General features: G+C 50.9%; 17 protein-coding genes. 6 read left to right on the top strand and 11 right to left on the bottom strand.

The features are described from left to right. Positions 1-99: 99 nt before the first annotated feature. The 10 genes from B5E82_RS07330 to B5E82_RS07375 form a co-directional block, all read right to left on the bottom strand. On the bottom strand, positions 100-1200 hold the full coding sequence (locus B5E82_RS07330; RefSeq protein WP_087306904.1) for a hypothetical protein: 1101 nt from the start codon (positions 1198-1200) through the stop codon (positions 100-102). A 133-nt stretch (positions 1201-1333) separates the two neighbouring features. Next, the gene (locus B5E82_RS07335) at positions 1334-1813 is read right to left on the bottom strand and encodes a hypothetical protein (RefSeq protein WP_087306905.1); all 480 of its coding nucleotides are present in this window, start codon (positions 1811-1813) and stop codon (positions 1334-1336) included. Positions 1814-1825: 12 nt separating this feature from the next. Next, entirely contained in the window at positions 1826-2380 is a 555-nt protein-coding gene (locus B5E82_RS07340; protein WP_087306906.1) for an accessory gene regulator B family protein, read from the bottom strand. 14 nt (positions 2381-2394) lie between these two features. Beyond that, on the bottom strand, positions 2395-2547 hold the full coding sequence (locus tag B5E82_RS07345) for a cyclic lactone autoinducer peptide (RefSeq protein ID WP_087306907.1): 153 nt from the start codon (positions 2545-2547) through the stop codon (positions 2395-2397). Between the two features lie 174 nt (positions 2548-2721). Then, positions 2722-3963, bottom strand: coding sequence for a sensor histidine kinase (locus tag B5E82_RS07350; protein WP_087306908.1), 1242 nt, complete (start codon positions 3961-3963; stop codon positions 2722-2724). Next, positions 3960-4586 carry a LytR/AlgR family response regulator transcription factor gene (locus B5E82_RS07355; protein WP_330398301.1) on the bottom strand — a complete coding sequence of 209 codons (627 nt, stop codon included), beginning with the start codon at positions 4584-4586 and terminating at the stop codon, positions 3960-3962. Before B5E82_RS07355 ends, B5E82_RS07350 begins: the two co-directional genes overlap by 4 nt. A gap of 278 nt (positions 4587-4864) precedes the next feature. After that, positions 4865-5401, bottom strand: coding sequence for a hypothetical protein (locus B5E82_RS07360; RefSeq protein ID WP_087306910.1), 537 nt, complete (start codon positions 5399-5401; stop codon positions 4865-4867). A 10-nt stretch (positions 5402-5411) separates the two neighbouring features. Further along, positions 5412-6218, bottom strand: coding sequence for an ABC transporter permease (locus tag B5E82_RS07365; protein ID WP_087306911.1), 807 nt, complete (start codon positions 6216-6218; stop codon positions 5412-5414). A 19-nt stretch (positions 6219-6237) separates the two neighbouring features. Beyond that, positions 6238-7041 (bottom strand): ABC transporter permease, encoded by an 804-nt coding sequence (locus B5E82_RS07370; RefSeq protein WP_087306912.1) that lies wholly within the window; start codon positions 7039-7041, stop codon positions 6238-6240. After that, entirely contained in the window at positions 7034-7957 is a 924-nt protein-coding gene (locus tag B5E82_RS07375; protein ID WP_087306913.1) for an ABC transporter ATP-binding protein, read from the bottom strand. Before B5E82_RS07375 ends, B5E82_RS07370 begins: the two co-directional genes overlap by 8 nt. A 223-nt stretch (positions 7958-8180) precedes the next feature. Here B5E82_RS07375 and B5E82_RS07380 point away from each other — a divergent pair, with 223 nt between their 5' ends. The 6 genes from B5E82_RS07380 (at position 8181) to B5E82_RS07405 (ending at position 15355) form a co-directional block, all read left to right on the top strand. Beyond that, complete coding sequence (locus B5E82_RS07380) at positions 8181-8876, top strand: response regulator transcription factor (RefSeq protein WP_087306914.1); 696 nt, start codon at positions 8181-8183, stop codon at positions 8874-8876. Further along, positions 8873-10246, top strand: coding sequence for a sensor histidine kinase (locus B5E82_RS07385; protein WP_087306915.1), 1374 nt, complete (start codon positions 8873-8875; stop codon positions 10244-10246). The genes B5E82_RS07380 and B5E82_RS07385 overlap by 4 nt, the downstream gene beginning before the upstream one ends. Before the next feature lie 87 nt (positions 10247-10333). Continuing rightward, positions 10334-10999 (top strand): response regulator transcription factor, encoded by a 666-nt coding sequence (locus tag B5E82_RS07390; RefSeq protein ID WP_087306916.1) that lies wholly within the window; start codon positions 10334-10336, stop codon positions 10997-10999. Next, positions 10996-11910: a sensor histidine kinase gene (locus B5E82_RS07395; RefSeq protein ID WP_087306917.1), complete on the top strand. Its 915-nt coding sequence runs from the start codon at positions 10996-10998 to the stop codon at positions 11908-11910. Before B5E82_RS07390 ends, B5E82_RS07395 begins: the two co-directional genes overlap by 4 nt. Before the next feature lie 106 nt (positions 11911-12016). Beyond that, positions 12017-12685, top strand: coding sequence for an ABC transporter ATP-binding protein (locus B5E82_RS07400; RefSeq protein ID WP_087306918.1), 669 nt, complete (start codon positions 12017-12019; stop codon positions 12683-12685). A 12-nt stretch (positions 12686-12697) separates the two neighbouring features. Next, a complete protein-coding gene (locus tag B5E82_RS07405; protein WP_087306919.1) occupies positions 12698-15355 on the top strand; it encodes an ABC transporter permease in 2658 nt (885 codons plus the stop codon). A gap of 199 nt (positions 15356-15554) precedes the next feature. On the opposite strand, the gene B5E82_RS07410 is transcribed toward B5E82_RS07405, so the two are convergent. After that, complete coding sequence (locus tag B5E82_RS07410; RefSeq protein ID WP_087306920.1) at positions 15555-16169, bottom strand: V-type ATP synthase subunit D; 615 nt, start codon at positions 16167-16169, stop codon at positions 15555-15557. Positions 16170-16488 lie beyond the last annotated feature (319 nt).

Consider the following 16488-nt stretch of genomic DNA (forward strand, 5'->3'; position numbering starts at 1 on the left):
AGAGCAGAGCATAGTCTAGGGCTGAGGCTGGTGAAGCAGATTGCCAGCTCCCATAAGGAAGCTATACGGTTTCGATTCCGTGCCCCATGGACTGACCATTCAGATTTCCCTGCCAGTCGGCAAATAAACATATTTTGTAACAATAACGAAAATCCCGAAAATACCCAAAATTCCCATATCCATTTTCATACTTATCAAAAATGAAAAAGCATAGTACATCGTCAGGAAAAGCAGTCCTGTTCCTGCTAATTCTGCACATACGAAGAGGATTCTGTTTTTTATAATATATTTCTTTGTTTTTTTGATATGCCGGTAATAAAGTATGTGAAAAACCAGAAATATTATTAATAAACCGATGATAAAGCTTACAATATCAAAACCTGTTTTCTCTATAACATTATATTTTACAGGGAAAACATCTATCGTATAATATCCGCATTTCTGATCCAGTAATAATTGCTTTATGTAGTTTGATGTTTCAGTAAATTTCTCTATTGGAGCCACCAGGCAACCACTTGTTTTATTTGCATAATGAATGGTTATTCCTGCATTTTCCTGCGGCATACTACAAACATTAAAGCCAGGCATGATAACATATTTATCCAGCAATATTGTGGCGCCCGGATTCTGGATCATTGAATCTTTATCCAAAATTCCCACAACCTCAAAGTTATATGTCTGATACAGATATATTGCGGTAAATTGAAAACCTATTTGATATACATCCCGGTACTCATATCCCAAAATAACAGGGATCGTTCCTCCATAATACTGAAAATCTTTTGTATCAAAAAGTCTTCCCCTATAGCATTCAAAATGATTCCTATTTTGCAGATTTTCACTTATCTGGACGCATAAAACCGCGTCACACCCTTTTTGTAATGTTTCCGTTTCATAATCAAAGAAGTTCTCAGATTCCGAACTTGTTTCTAAATATTGTAAATAACATTCATAATATTCAAATCCCAAATTATTGCATAGCTGCGAATAAAAATGAACATAATTTTCTAATGGAACATCAAAAGGGCTGCTTTCCTGCTGCAGTTCAAAATATACATGCTTTTTATCTACGCTTTCCTGAGCAGAATTCGTTTTGTATAGCCCCACAAATGCAATTAAAAGGTGTATGCTTATTAAAATAATGGTCAACAGAAAAGATGATCTTATTACTGCAAAGATTCTCTTAAAATAAACTCCCATCACATTTTATCCTTTTGCAGATTTATAACGATTATTTGCTGAGAAGGCACAGCCCCTCTCAGCAAATAAGTAAAGCAGATACTGTTATATTGAAGTTTTCAATATTATTCTGTGTCAGAACTCTAAGATTTATTTAGTCTTCTGTCCCATATTTTACCTTATGAATACAGGTATCCCATACATCCATCATACAATAGGTACCAGTAGCTTGTACCGTTTTATACCCCCATTGGCGGTCAGAATCACCTTTTTTGCCTCCTAAAATACCTCCATCAAGATAGGTTCTTGTATAGTGGAACGTATTTAAAACTGTTCCATTCGAAACATGCTCTGAATAACCGATAGGACGCGCAGTATTATCGCTTTTCCTATATTCACGTTCCCCCCAAACATTCCAATATGTTGACCTAGGCATAATACTTTCATTAGTGTCCACATGATTAATATCAAATGTAGGATCTTGTAACGCCTCTTCTAAAGAAACATCCTCTCGTTCTGCCTGAATAACAGATGGACTGATATTGCTAATACCTTCTGCGAAAACAGGCCCCGATACCAGTATGGTACACAATGTAGCTCCTAATAAAATTGTGGTCAGCGTTTTCTTCATCATAACTCATTCCTCCTACTCCTTAAATTTTCTCATTTTCAGCTGCCCCACAATCAGAGAAGTTCCAACGATTGCAAACCCTGCTGCGATAACCGCAGTTAGTTTTTCCCACTTCCACAGTAATGCCAGCAAAAACAACACGCTTTCTGATGTCAGAATTATCCTAGTTCTTCTACCATACACCTTCCGTTCTGCATTATCCAAACGCTTATTTGGATTCTCCACAGGCGCAAGGAACAGGATAACCAAAAAAGATACCGCTGTAATAAATATGTAGACTGTCCTCGGCCAGTTATATCTTATCAGACAGGCAAAGGTTACTATCAACATTCCTACGGATAAAAGCATACATCTCATTCTGGTGCTGGCATGAAAGCCTCCCGCGTTTTTCCGAAGAGGATACATAAGCCCCCATAAGAGTATACCCTCCAGCAACCGGCCAAAGCATACTCCAATCAGAATCGACATCGCAATTCCTGTCAGGTCGCTTTTAATGCTCTCAAGCCCATAACACACCAACTCTGCTTCTTTCTGGGAAATGATTTCATCCGACAGCAGTTTCTCTGTCATGCGCTCTGCGATGCTCAAAATTCCCGCAGCTTTTTCAGGCTTTCAGGTTCTTTGGGCTGATACCCCCAGTACATACAGCACATATTTGCTTCACGCTCTGCCGAACCTTTTGCCACTTTTACAATGAGTTTCTCCACTTTGTTTCCAATCAAGCCCTTTCTCTGCATTGGCCTCCCCTCCTTTCTGCCCGTATCTTATCACAAAAAGAAAGTCTGTGCCGTTTCCTGTAAAAAACAGTCTATGTTCCTGTCAAAATTGGACGTTTTCTTTTTCATTTTGGCGAAAAAAAGAGCAAGAAACATTCGTTTTCCTGCCCCTGCATACCAGTTTATGAAAATGCTTTATATATACAGCATAACTTTTACAAAAAATATATCTTTCCCTGAGCGTACCTCCATCAAACCATTATATTTTTCAACAATTTTTCTTACGTTGTTTAAACCGATTCCATGCGCCGCTTTATCTGGTTTTGTGGTAAAAAATATTTCACGCTTCCGAACCATTTTACCACAGAAGCTGTTTTCTATCTCGATCTGCAGAATTCCTTTCTGAAAAACAATTCGGAGTTTCAGTCTTTTCTCCTCTGTCTGCCCCGCTCCTTCTATGGCGTTCTCCAGAAGATTTCCTAGAATTACATTCAAATCAAAGGTATGGGAGAATTTTTCAGGCAACTGCACCTGCACATCCACTGTACGCAGTTCCTTCTTTGCCTGCTCAAGCATATAGTTTAAAATACTGTCAATTTCCCAGTTTCCTGAATAAACCATTTCCTTCGGATTTGATACAAAATTCTCCATATCATCAATATAATTCTGGATTTCCTGTGTCTTATCCTGCTTCGCCATCAGTCTAATCTCGTTCATATGATGCTTCATATCGTGGCGTAAGGCTTTTACTTTTTCATCACTTTCCTTCAATATCTGCATCTGACTAGAATAACTCCCAAGCTGCAATCGCATAGAAGCATTCTCATATCTTTCATATAACGTTTCAGATAACAGATCATACAAATAGAAAATCAAAAAATCGCTTAAAAGAAAACCCAGATTCAGAACAATCAATCCAATATTTGTTACACTATCTGTATTTGTCAAGATTATATTTACAACAATACTGCTCAACGGCACCAACAATAATGCTATGCTATACACACTGTCATCGTTTCTTTGTGTTCTTATAAATCTTTCTGCCAGTAATTCAAAAATAATAGAAAGCAGCACTGAAAGCACTTGTAATATCTGATTGAATATTTGCCCTTCTTCATAATTTGTAAATAATGATATTATGATAAATTCACATGCCATGGCAATAACTGAATATGAAACTACTGTAAAAAATGCTAATTTAACTGACCTGGTATACAAACATGCAATTAAACTTATGCCCATCAAATTACATAGTAGGTTCACCCACGACAGATGAAGCAGCAGAAACAGCGCTGTATTTACCACATAAAAAGTCCCATAGGCAAAAAACAGCATTTTCCTGGAAGCTCTGGGCTCCCCGATCAGCGTTTTCATAAAACGGCTGATCACGTACATTCGGAACAAATTCGATGCCGCGCAGAGAATCACGTCTGTCATGTCTCTTCCCCTCCCCGCAGAAGCCTCTCCCTCACCTGCTTCCGGTATTTTTTGCTGATGCTTAAGATCGTCCCGTCTGTCAGCTCCACTTCCTCATAGGCATAACGGGCCACAAAAAGCGTATGAACCAGATAGGACTGATGGATTTTCAGGAAATCCTTCGGAAGCGTCTTTTCCAGTTCTCTGATTTTCCCGTAAAACTCCTTTTCTCCCTGTGCCGTCACAATACGGATTTTTCTTCCTTCGCTGATAAAATACAGGATTTCACCATAAGGAATATAATAATAATCCCTGCCGCTCTGATACGCGAATTTCGTCTCATTTTTCCCCAGGAGCTTCACTGCCAGATCAAGTACCTCGTCCACCTGTTGCTGCCGGATGGGCTTCACAAGAAAATCCAGCGGCTGGGTTTTAAAAAGGCTTTGGGCGTAAGATGCCTTTCCCGATATATACACGATCTGAAGTCGTCTGTCCTCCAGGCGGTTCCGGATATACGCTCCCGCCTCAATGCCTGTCATCTGCCAGAGCTCAATATCCAAAAACAAAACATCTAACGGCTCTCCTTTCTTCAGATACCCACAAAGACTCTCGCCTGTATACCAGACAGCAGTTTTTAATTCCATACTTTTCTGTTCTGCATAGAAAAAAACCATGCTTTCTAGTTCAGAACAGGTGTTCTCTCCGTCATCACAAATCCCGACATAATACATTCCCACACCTCATATTCTTAACAAATCCTTACAATTTTTATTTTATCAGATTCGGGACGGAAAGTCGACAAAAGGATATTTTTAATTGCTCTGTTTTTCCATTACCATTCATTCCTGTCTCAGGCACTTCTGTTTAATCACTAAGCATTCCCTGACAATATGGGGGTGAAGTCCGCCCCCATATTGTATCTTTATTCTATTTGAATAAACAGCTCTCCCACCGCGTCTTCACACCGCACGCCGATATAGGTACTTTCCCCGTCTACCTCCCAGGTGCCGGTATACTCCCCGCTCCCGGATAAGAGGATCTCCGGATCATCGGAGCCGGAGCGGAGGAGGACTTCCGCCTTTCCGCTCTCCAAAGAGAGGGAGCAGGTAAGCTCCAGGGTTCCTCCCTCCTCCCGTTTCAGCGTCGTCCCGCCGAACAGCACTTCCGTGCCTGTAAATTCCGTATAAGACGCCCTGTAAGATCCGGTATAGTCATCTTCTCCTCTCGTAAGTCTCCCTTCCAGCGATCTCTCGGGGGTCAGGACTGCTGTGCCTGCCCCTCCTATGAGCGCGTCATAAGTCTCCAGAATGGTATCCTTCAGCTGCTCATTTTTTTCCTTACTATCCAGAACCCCTCCGGAAGAACAGCCGGATAACAGGCCGGTACACAGAACTGCGCAGAGCGCCGCCAATACCTTTTTCTTTCGCTCTGTCTGTTTCATAAGATCTATCTGTTTCATAAAGTCCTCCTTACCTGCGCCGCCGCTGGCCGCGGCCCTTTTTCTTTTTCTTCTTTCCGGAGCTTCCGGCCCTGCTGCCCGGATGAGAGGAGAACAGGACCCCGGCAGTCAAAAGCAGAACCGAAAGCATGCCTAAAAGCGCCAGCGGAATACTGGGAGACTCTATGGCGCCGTTGTATTCCTGCATGTCAAATCCGGACAGCACCAGCGCCGCGGAAAAGGGATACGCGGAAAGCAGAAAGCCGCCTTTGAAAAACAGGATGCAGTAGCCAAGAAAGAAAGTCAGAAGCGATCCTGCAAGATAAGCGCCCCGGATCTGTCCGAAAATCAGGATCAGCGGCATGCAGACAAGCCCGGTATAAAAAGCCGCCAGAATCACCTGGCCTCCCTGACGCGCCAGAACAATCATGGAAAATCCGTCCAGCCCGGCCAGACTTCCTGTCACCACTGTCGCAATGACACTGTATACCCCGAATACCAGGGCCAAAGCCGCGGCCACGGCCAGCTTTCCGCCCAGCAGCCTGTGATAGGATACCGGCACAGCGAGCAGATTTTTCATGGTGTCACTGGTATGCTCCCGGTCAATCATCCATCCTCCAGTCATCACGAGAGAAATAGGCAGGAAAACCTGCGTATTTCCCCAGACCACACTGGAAAACAGACGGACAAAATCGTAATTCGGGTCCCGTATCTCCGGATTGACAATGAGCTGGCTTCCATACTGCACCACAGGGCAGAGAGCCAGCGCCACGATTCCTACCAGCAGAATCTGGCACCGGCGCAGCTTCTGCCATTCCCCTTTGATGATATTCCACATGATTCACACCTCCTTCTTTTCAGCAGCCCTGTCTTTTATAGACAAGAGCAATTAAAGTCAAAAACAGAACGGCCTCTGCGCCGGTTACAAGAAAAGCCTGGGGAACCGTCACAAAATAGGGACTGATCCGTTCCAGCAGGGCCGCTGTCTCCGCGCCCGCATGGGATGTGTCAAAATACTGAAAGTACCAGCGGAAGGCCAGGGAGCCCGGAAGCAGCGTCCCCGGGTTAAAGCCGAAGGGCTGCATAATAAACAGATCATTCATGCCGAAAATGTAATTGATGCTTGTGTAGAAAAAGGCAATAATCACGGAAATAATATAGCTGCGGTTCAGAAGCACCACCAAAAGAATGCAGGGCAGCGCTCCGGCCCACATCATGATCCCCTGGCCGATTCCCACCCAGAAGAGCCTCCAGAAGCCCTCCGGCGCCCAGCCAGCCGCCGACACAAGGGCCAGGTTCACCAGTCCTCCCACAGCCATGAAGGCGGCGGAAAACAAAAACAGCAGCAGCATTTTTGCCAGAGCCAGGGACGCCTTGCTTACGGGAACCGTCACCAGATTTTTGAGCGTATCATTGTCCTGTTCTTCAAAGAGAAGATTGGAGGCCAGCACGACCAGCGCGGGCATCAAAAGCAGACAGGCGCTCATCTGAAACAGGGCTGCCATCATGGAATCCACTGCTTCCCTGCTGCTTGTAAACTGCTTAAAATCAGGCAGAAACAGAGCGTAGGCCAGCGGAATCAGGGCAGACACCGCCGCGGCGGCGAAAAACAGAGGCTTTCTCCGCAGCTTGGCGAGTTCACAGCGCAAAAGCTTAAGCAATGCCCTCACCCCCTGTCACCTTTTTGAAATAGTCCTCCAGGGTCTCCTCATAAAGATGAGCGTCCGACACGGTCAGGCCCGCCTCCACAAACAGCCGGACGGCCGCGCCTGTTTCCAGGCCGGAATCCCGAACCGTCAGCTCATTCGTATTTCCGATGGCAATGTCCTGGACTCCCATCTGCTGTTTCAGAAGCCGGGCCGCCGTTTTCGGGTCTGATACCCGGAAGCAGAAATATTTACCATTCTTCCGCTCCAGCTCCTCCAGGCTCTCCTCTTCCAGCAGCACGCCATGGTCAATAATGCCGATGTCGTCCGCCAGCAGTGAAATTTCAGAAAGAATGTGGCTGGAAATCAGGATGGTCTTATCCATAGCATCGCACAGCTCCCGGATAAAATCCCGCATTTCCGCGATGCCGATGGGGTCAAGGCCGTTGATAGGCTCGTCGAGGATCAAAAGCTCCGGATTGTGCATGACTCCCAGCGCGATGGCCAGACGCTGCTTCATGCCGAGAGAATACTGGGAAAACAGCTTTTTATCCTTGTATGGAAGATTGACCACTTCCAGAGCGTTTTTCACATATTTCGGCTTTTTTAATCCCCGGAGAGAGGCAAATATCTGTAGATTCTCCGTTCCGGTCAGATTGGGATAAAAACCGGGAGATTCAACCAGGGAACCGATGCGAGGCAGGATTTTCTTTTCATTGCCCCGAAGGGGTTCTCCAAAGATCTTTACATCGCCGGAAGTGGGCGCGGCCAGTCCCAGAAGCATCCGCATGGTTGTCGTCTTTCCGGCGCCATTGCGCCCAAGCAGTCCGTAGATGCGGCCCTTTCTCACATGAAGGGAAAGGCCGGATACGCTGAGCTGCTCTCCATATTTTTTCGTGAGCCCGCGGGTCTCAATCATGTAATCGTTCATAGACGAATACCTCCTTTTCGTGATATCAGCAGATTATCACTCCCACCTTGAGTTAAGACTGAGCGATCCTTAATTTTTCTCTGAGATTTCCGGATCAGAATAGCCGGATGGCGTTTTCAGGGGTATAATACAGACAGCGCCGGTGTACCAGGAACGGACTGTGCCATGTCCTCCGGGGGATGTCATGCGGCGCTGATGAACGATTGCGAAAGGATGGAAAGCTATGGAAGAACACAGAATCTTACTGGTGGATGACGACCCGGACTTGCTGGAAATGCTGCTTTCTATTTTCACAAATGCAGGATACCATGACCTTCTTGCCGCCTCGTCAGGGGCCGCGGCCCTTCAGCTGTGGAGGGAGCAGAAGCCCGATCTGATCATTCTGGATGTCATGATGCCCGGAATGGACGGCTTTGCCGTGCTCCGGGAGATCCGCCGCACAAGCCGCGTCCCCGTTCTGATGCTGACCGCCCGCGGCGAGGCGGAGGACCGCATCGAGGGCTTGGAAACAGGAGCGGACGACTATCTTTCCAAACCTTTTCTGCCCAAAGAGCTGCTGCTGCGGACAAAAGCCATTCTCAGCCGCGCTTACCCGGAGCAGAAACGCCGGGTCAAACTGGCAGCTTCCACCGTGGATCTGTCCCGCGCGGAGGTATGGAAAGACGGCGAAACGCTCTCTCTGACCGCCAAAGAGCTCCAGCTGTTTGAAAAGCTGTATGAAAATGCGGGGCGGATCGTGACCACGGGAATCCTGTGCGAGACCATATGCGGAGAGTTCTGGCAGGGGTATGAAAGCACCCTCTCCACCCATATCCGGCACCTGCGAGAAAAAATAGAAGAAAATCCCTCCCGGCCCGTTTCCCTGATCACGGTAAAGGGCCTGGGCTACCGTTTGAACCTGAAGGAGGAGAAGCCATGAATCCTGTACAGCGCTTTTTCCGGCGGTACATTTTTTCCACGCTCCGAATTATACTGCTTTTCATCATCATCAACCTGACCCTGTTCTTTCTGATTATGGTGGCAGGAAGCATGAGCGATTCCGATACCTCCTTCTCTGTCCAGGAGCTTTCCGGGCATGTAACGCTCCAGAATGGGGTCTGGACAGCCGACGATACCGCTCTCTCCCTGATGGAGGAAAGCGGCGCCTGGGCCATGCTGCTGGACCAGAATGGAACTGTGATCTGGCAGCAGGATCTGCCGGAGGAGCTGCCCCGATCCTACACAAGCGGGGACATCGCCTCCTTCAGCCGCTGGTATCTGGACGATTACCCGGTAAAGGTCTGGGCGCGGGAGGACGGGAGCCTGATGGTGGCAGGCTTCCCGCCCCGGACTCTGATAAAATATTATTATGTCCTGAACTGGCCTTATATGGGATTCCTGCTGGGAGGAAGCGCCGCAGTCTTCCTGTTCAACCTCTTCCTGATCTCCTTTCTCCTGCTCCGGAATACCCGCAGGGTAGAAAAGGCCATGGCCCCGGCGCTGCAGGGAATCCAGGATCTGAGCCACGGCAGGCCTTTGCATCTGGATGAACAGGGCGAGCTGGCAGAAATCAACGCAGGACTGAACCGGGCAGCCGCCTATATGACCCGAAAGGATAACACAAGGGCCGAGTGGATTCGCGGGGTCTCCCATGACATCCGCACGCCGCTCTCCATGGTGCTCGGGTACGCCAGCGAACTTGAGGACAACCTTCTTCTTCCCCAGGAGGCAAGGAAGCAGGCGGGAATCATCCGCCGGGAAAGCGAAAAAATGAAGCGGCTGATCGACGATCTGAATCTGACCACCCGGCTGGAATATTCTCTCCAGGCCGCCTGCCTCAAAGACGTGGATCTGGTGGAAATCGGAAGACAGGCCGTCAGCGAAGTGCTGAACAACGGCCTGCCCGGGCAGTATGAGCTCACATTCTCCGAAATTCATCCGGGACGCTCCATCCATCTTCCCGGCGACGCCGGCCTTCTTCTGCGGATGCTGGACAACCTGATTCAGAACAGCATGACCCACAATCCCCAGGGCTGTAAGATCCTCCTTTCCGTGGATGAAGAGGATGGACGCTGCCTCTGCACCGTGTCGGACAACGGCACCGGCCTGTCTGCCGTACTCCTTGGCAGGCTGAACCGGGGACAGGATATTTCCAGCAGCCGGGACGGCAGTACAAAGGCAGAGCATGGACTGGGCTTAAAGCTGGTAAAGCAGATTGTCAGAGCCCATAAAGGGACCATACAGTTTTCCGATTCCGTCCCCCATGGACTGACCGTTCAGATCTCTCTGCCCTGTTGTTTTTCTCCGTAAAATGCTTATAATAAAAGCAGCAGAAAACAAATACTCTGAAGCCTTCCTGATATGACGGCAGACTTCAGACAGGGGAGGGTATAAGGCTTGAATCAGATATTGCTTTTAGAAGACGACGAAGCTCTGGGCCGGGGAATCCGCATGGCTCTCGAGACGCCGGATTGTACCGTCGCTCACTGCGGCACGCTGCAGCAGGCTGCAGAGCTTCTGCAGAATACCATTTTCAATCTGCTGATCCTGGACATCAATCTGCCTGACGGCAGCGGGCTGGGGCTTTTGCGGACGCTGCGCCAAAGTGGAAACGGCACGCCTGCCATTCTGCTCACAGCCAACGACCTGGAGCTTGATGAAGTCACCGGTCTGGAAGCAGGAGCGGACGACTATATCACCAAGCCCTTTTCTCTGGCGGTACTGCGGGCACGGGTAAACGCTCAGCTGCGGCGGTCCGCTCCCGTAAAATCCGACCGGCTGGAGCTGGACGGCTTCGCCTTTGATTTCTCCCGCCTGGAATTTTTTAAAAACGGCACGCCCATCGAGCTGTCCAAAACCGAACAGCGGCTGCTGCGCCTGCTGGTGGAAAACCGGGGCCGTACCCTGCCCCGGGACCTGCTGCTGGAAAAGGTGTGGGACGGAGGCGAATTCGTAGACGAGAACGCTCTGTCTGTGGCCATGCGGCGGCTCCGCGCCAAGCTGGGTGACGCGCCCATCCGGACCGTATACGGAGTAGGCTATGTCTGGGAGGTGGGCAGATGAACCCTTTGACCCTGTGCGCTTTTGCGCTGGCAGCTGCCGGCACGGCATTTGGCCTCTGGCAGTGGGCAGCCAGACGGCGCACCCTCCGGAAACTGAACCAGATGCTGGACCGGGCTATCGCCGGCGGCTTTGTGGAGGACACATTTAATGAAACTGAACTGTCCGCCCTGGAGAGCCGGCTGGCCCGGTTCCTTCAGGGCTCCGCTTCTGCCCGGAAGACCATAGAAGGAGAACAGGCGGCAGTCAAAACCCTGATTGCCGACATCTCCCATCAGACCCGCACTCCCATCGCCAATCTGCTGCTGTACGCTTCTCTGCTGTCCGAGAGCGAACTGGCCCCGCGGCAGCAGGAGCTGGCCCGTTCTCTCATAGTTCAGGGAGAAAAACTGTCTTTCCTGATACAGGCGCTGGTGAAGGCCTCCCGTCTGGAGGCCGGCATCGTGGCGCCGGTCCCGGCTCCAAATCCGGTCGGCCCGCTGCTGGAGGGAGCGGCGGAGCAGGAGGAACGGGCGGCACAGCTCAAACAAATCACAATTACAGCCAGCCTCTTCCAGGGCAGCGCCTCCTTCGATCCCCGCTGGACCGGAGAGGCCCTTGGCAACGTGGTGAATAACGCTGTAAAATATACCCCCGCCGGCGGGACTGTAACCATCTCTGCCCAGATGCTGGATTTCTTCTGCCGGATCGATGTGGCGGATACCGGCCCCGGCATTCCGGAAAGCGAGCAGGCGGAAATCTTCAACCGCTTTTTCCGTGGAAAGGATTCTCACGGCGCGGAAGGACTGGGCCTTGGCCTCTATCTGGCCCGGGAGATTCTGGCCAGGCAGGGCGGCTATATCCGGGTCGCCTCCCAGCCCGGAAAGGGATGCGTGTTTTCACTGTATCTGCCAAGAGAAGCCAGGCAGAGATAAAAATCTTTCCATTCTGTTAGATTTGAGAAAGAGCCTGGAAAGATTGCTGTGGTAAAGTCTGTATTGTCGAAAGACAGTGCAGACTTTTTCGTGGAGGTATTTTATTATGACGATTTTGGAAACCAGAGATCTGAAAAAATATTATGGCAGCGGAGACACGCTGGTGAAGGCCCTGGACGGGGTAAATTTACATGTGGAGGATGGAGAATTTGTGGCTATCGTAGGCACGTCAGGCTCCGGCAAGTCCACCCTGCTCCACATGCTGGGCGGGCTGGACCGGCCTACTTCCGGCTCTGTCGCCGTAGGAGGAAAAAATATCTTTTCCTTAAAGGACGAGGCTCTGACTATCTTCCGGCGGCGGAAGATCGGCTTTGTGTTCCAGAGCTACAACCTGGTGCCGGTCCTGACGGTATATGAGAACATTGTCCTTCCGATCCAGCTGGATGGCGGCCGAATCGACAAGCACTATGTCCGGGAGGTCATTGCGGCCCTGGGAATCGAGAAGAAACTGAACAATCTTCCCAGCCAGCTCTCCGGCGGCCAGCAGCAGCGGGTAGCCATCGCCCGGGCCCTGGCCACGAAGCCCGCCATTCTCCTTGCCGACGAGCCTACCGGCAACCTGGACAGCCGCACCAGCCAGGACGTATTGTCCCTGATGAAGGTCACCGGCCGGAAGTTCGCACAGACCATGGTGATGATTACCCACAACGAGGAAATTGCCCAGCTGGCCGACCGCATCGTCCGCATCGAAGACGGCCGGATCGTGGCGCGGTAAGGGGGTGAGTACATGAAAGTCAAAAACAGCAAGTGTATCCGGCGGCTGGCCTGGAAGACCCTGCAGGCCAGCCGTACCCGGAATCTGATCGCGGCAACGGCTATCGCTCTGACAGCAGTGCTTTTTACCAGCCTGTTCACCATCGCGCTTTCCATCAACGAAGGCATCCAGCAGTCCAATTTCCGCCAGGTAGGGGGCTGGTCCCATGGCGGCTTTAAATACCTGACGGAGCAGCAGTTCGACGCCCTGAAAGACGATCCTCTGATCGACGCCTGGGGCCTGCGGCGCTTTCTCGGCATGCCCACAGACGCGCCTTTCAACAAATCTCATGTGGAGGTCAGCTACGCTGACGCCAACGAAGCCCACTGGATGTACTGCGATCCGGTAGACGGCGCACTGCCCCAGGAAGGCACAGACCAGGCTGCCACCGACACCCATGTGCTGGAGCTTCTGGGAATCGAGCCGGAAATCGGAGCGGAATTCACCCTTACTTTTCCCGTGGACGGACATACCACCACGCAGACCTTTACTCTTTCCGGCTGGTGGGAATACGATGAAGCTATCGTGGCAAATCATATCCTGATTCCCGAAAGCCGCCTAAACGAAATCCTCTCGGAATGCGGTGTGGACCCGAACGCTTCCTCCAATGGCATGACCGGAGCCTGGAACATGGACGTGATGCTGAAAAGCGGCTCCCGGCACATTGAGCAGGATCTGAATCAGATTTTATCCAATCACGGCTATCAGAGTGAGACACAGGGGGAGAACTACATCGACACCGGAGTCAACTGGGGCTATACCGGAGCCCGGATGTCCGACAGCATGGACCCCACCGTGTTCCTGGCAATTACCGCCATAGCCCTGCTCATCATTTTTACCGGCTACCTCATTATCTACAATGTATTTCAGATTTCCGTCGCCGGGGATATCCGGTTTTATGGTCTCTTAAAAACCATCGGCACAACACCACGGCAGCTGCGCCGGATCATCCGCCTGCAGGCTCTTGTCTTAAGCGCCGCCGGCATTCCCATCGGTCTGGTAATTGGCTGGCTCATAGGCGGACGGCTGACGCCGGTGATCACAGCCCGGCTTGACGGCGTGGTGACACTCACCTCCGGGAACCCGCTGATTTTTGCCGCCTCGGCTCTGTTTGCCCTGATCACAGTGCTGCTCTCCTGCCGGCGGCCCGGACGGATGGCGGCAAAAGTCTCTCCGGTGGAAGCAGTGCGTTACACGGAAGGCCGGGCGGGAAGCCGGGCGAAAAGCCGCAGAGCCCGCAGAGTCAATCCCTTTACCATGGCCTGGGCCAATCTGGGACGAAACAAGGGCAAGACGACCGTGACCATCCTCTCCCTTTCCCTCGCCGTAGTGCTGCTTACCGTAACTGTAAACTTCACCAGCGGCTTTGATATGGATAAGTATGTGTCCAATTTCACCGCCAGCGACTTTATCGTGGCGAACGCCGCCAAATTCCAGACCGGCACCCTTATTTTTTCGGACGATATGGGCGTGCCCCAGCCGGCCATGGACGAGATTCAGGCACAGGGCGGCATCACCGGCGAAGGTATGGTGTACGGACAGACCTCTCAGGTGCTGGAGTATATCACTGAGAATTACTTCCGTCAGATGAACCAGCATTTCTACACTCCGGAACAGCTGGATAATCTGATCCGCCTCACAGATCAGAACGAAGAGGGACTGCTGGCCGCCAATGCTCAGATTTCCGGCATGAGCTCCTTTGCCCTCGATCACCTGACGGTACTGGAAGGGGATCTGTCTTCCCTCTATGAACCGGGCAGCCGGACTATCGCCGCCGTGTACAGTGAAGACGAGTACGGTAATGCCGATCCAGACAGCCACTGGGCGAAGCTTGGAGATACGGTCACTCTACGGTATGTGGAGGAGACAGAATGCTATGATCCGGACACCGGGGAGGTCTACGGAAGCTATGAGGATGTGCCGGATGGAGCAGACTATGCGGAGCGGCCCGTGGAATACCGGGATGTGGATTACACCGTAGCTGCCCTGGTGACAGTCCCCTCCGCTCTCAGCTACCGCTACTACGGCTCAGATGAATTTATTCTGAATGACCAGGCCTTTGTTCAGGATACGGGCACAGACAGTATCATGTATTACGCCTTCGACACCACTGACGAGGCAAACGAAGCCATGGAAACATTTCTCGCAGACTATACGGAAAACGTAAATCCGGAACTGGATTATGAGAGCAAAACCACCTACGCGGGAGAATTTGAGAGCATGCGGTCCATGTTTCTGCTGCTGGGCGGAGCCTTAAGCTTCATCGTGGGACTGGTGGGAGTGCTGAATTTCTTCAACGCCATTCTTACCGGAATCATCTCCCGGAAGCGGGAGCTGGCCGTACTTCAGGCCGTAGGAATGACCAGCAGACAGCTGCGCACCATGCTGGCCTGCGAAGGACTGCTGTACGCTCTGGGCGCTGCAGGGCTGGCCCTGCTTCTGACTGTGGTGCTGGGACCGGTATCCTTCCGGGCCATCGAGGGGCTGTTCTGGTTCTTCACCTACCATCTGGAGCTGACCCCCTTCCTGCTGGTGGTTCCTCTGTTCACCCTCCTTGGGACAGGTATTCCCATCCTGACCAGCCGGGCGTCAGAAAAGCACACGGTAGTAGAACGGCTGCGGGAAGACTAGCTCCGTTTTTGGATACAGAGCTAGTTGAATCCCCCTCTTCTGGCCACAGCGCTCACAGCCCCCTCCTTTTCCGCCTGTATAACAGACATACAGCTATTATAAACCAAAAGCCGCGGCAGAGAAGCCCGCACAACCAAAATGTCGTGCGCACTCATCCTCTGCCGCGGCCCTTTATATCCCATACGACCTATTCTTTATTTTATCCATGCATTCTCTTAATGACCTTCAGACGCGTGAACTCCTCACGATCCTTCTCTTCCAGTGCATTGGAAATCGTCTTCGTCAGCATCTCATACCGGGGAATCGTAATATTCTTCAGAGCATTGGCGCGCTTCTGAGCCTTCTTGATATTGGCCGCCAGCTGGTAAGCCGAATTCTCCACCATGGACAGCTTAATCGTCAGATCCTTTACCTTCTCGAAAGCCACTCTGGCAATATCCAGAGATTCCTTCGTGCTGTAAAAGGCATAGACCGGGGTTCTGGTAGCCGCGTCGTAGCGCACCAGAGGAATCTCGGTGCCCATGATGCTTCGCGTCTTGACCTCGATACTGTCCTCTACCGGTACATTTCTGGCCACGTCAGCCACGGCATTGATGCCAAGCTCCATATTGGCCCGCTGGAGGGCCGCATAGGCTTCCGTGAACGTAGTGCGGATCTCGGCCTGAATATCCTTGGCCTGATCCACAAGCCCCATCAGTTCCCGGATCAGAATATTTCTTTTTTTATCCATCAGCTCATAACCCTGACGGGCCAGAGCCAGAGAATTCTTAGCCGCTATGAGATTGCCTTTTGTGGGGACTGCACTGTTGTCCATGCAATTACCTCCTTCTTTTCTGCGCGGCGCGGAAGGCAGACGCTGTAACCTCAACTGCTCAAACAGTCTTCTGACTTCCTGCGCCCTGCAGAAATTCACTCCGCCATGCCGCAGGGGCGGGAATTTGCTCCGCTCCGCCGCACGGCCGGAAAATTACTTCGGGCTTTTCGGATGCTGGAATTCTTCCGTGACTGCATCGCGGCTGCGAATACCCCCGCGGACTTTCATCTGCCCAGTGTCTCAGCCTCTTCCTGAACGCCTGTCTGATTCTGGCGGACTGCTTTTTAGTCCGACAAGAAGCAGACAGGTGTACAGGAAG

The sequence above is a fragment of the Lachnoclostridium sp. An138 genome (genome assembly GCF_002160765.1).
In the GTDB taxonomy this organism is placed as follows: Bacteria; Bacillota; Clostridia; order Lachnospirales; family Lachnospiraceae; genus Laedolimicola; species Laedolimicola faecalis.

Coding starts and splice junctions, on each gene's coding strand:
- B5E82_RS07330 (WP_087306904.1), bottom strand. CDS start 1,200: ATGGGAGTTTATTTTAAGAGAATCTTTGCAGTAATAAGATCATCTTTT.
- B5E82_RS07335 (WP_087306905.1), bottom strand. CDS start 1,813: ATGATGAAGAAAACGCTGACCACAATTTTATTAGGAGCTACATTGTGT.
- B5E82_RS07340 (WP_087306906.1), bottom strand. CDS start 2,380: ATGACAGAGAAACTGCTGTCGGATGAAATCATTTCCCAGAAAGAAGCA.
- B5E82_RS07345 (WP_087306907.1), bottom strand. CDS start 2,547: ATGCAGAGAAAGGGCTTGATTGGAAACAAAGTGGAGAAACTCATTGTA.
- B5E82_RS07350 (WP_087306908.1), bottom strand. CDS start 3,963: ATGACAGACGTGATTCTCTGCGCGGCATCGAATTTGTTCCGAATGTAC.
- B5E82_RS07355 (WP_330398301.1), bottom strand. CDS start 4,586: ATGGAATTAAAAACTGCTGTCTGGTATACAGGCGAGAGTCTTTGTGGG.
- B5E82_RS07360 (WP_087306910.1), bottom strand. CDS start 5,401: ATGAAACAGATAGATCTTATGAAACAGACAGAGCGAAAGAAAAAGGTA.
- B5E82_RS07365 (WP_087306911.1), bottom strand. CDS start 6,218: ATGTGGAATATCATCAAAGGGGAATGGCAGAAGCTGCGCCGGTGCCAG.
- B5E82_RS07375 (WP_087306913.1), bottom strand. CDS start 7,957: ATGAACGATTACATGATTGAGACCCGCGGGCTCACGAAAAAATATGGA.
- B5E82_RS07380 (WP_087306914.1), top strand. CDS start 8,181: ATGGAAGAACACAGAATCTTACTGGTGGATGACGACCCGGACTTGCTG.
- B5E82_RS07385 (WP_087306915.1), top strand. CDS start 8,873: ATGAATCCTGTACAGCGCTTTTTCCGGCGGTACATTTTTTCCACGCTC.
- B5E82_RS07395 (WP_087306917.1), top strand. CDS start 10,996: ATGAACCCTTTGACCCTGTGCGCTTTTGCGCTGGCAGCTGCCGGCACG.
- B5E82_RS07400 (WP_087306918.1), top strand. CDS start 12,017: ATGACGATTTTGGAAACCAGAGATCTGAAAAAATATTATGGCAGCGGA.
- B5E82_RS07405 (WP_087306919.1), top strand. CDS start 12,698: ATGAAAGTCAAAAACAGCAAGTGTATCCGGCGGCTGGCCTGGAAGACC.
- B5E82_RS07410 (WP_087306920.1), bottom strand. CDS start 16,169: ATGGACAACAGTGCAGTCCCCACAAAAGGCAATCTCATAGCGGCTAAG.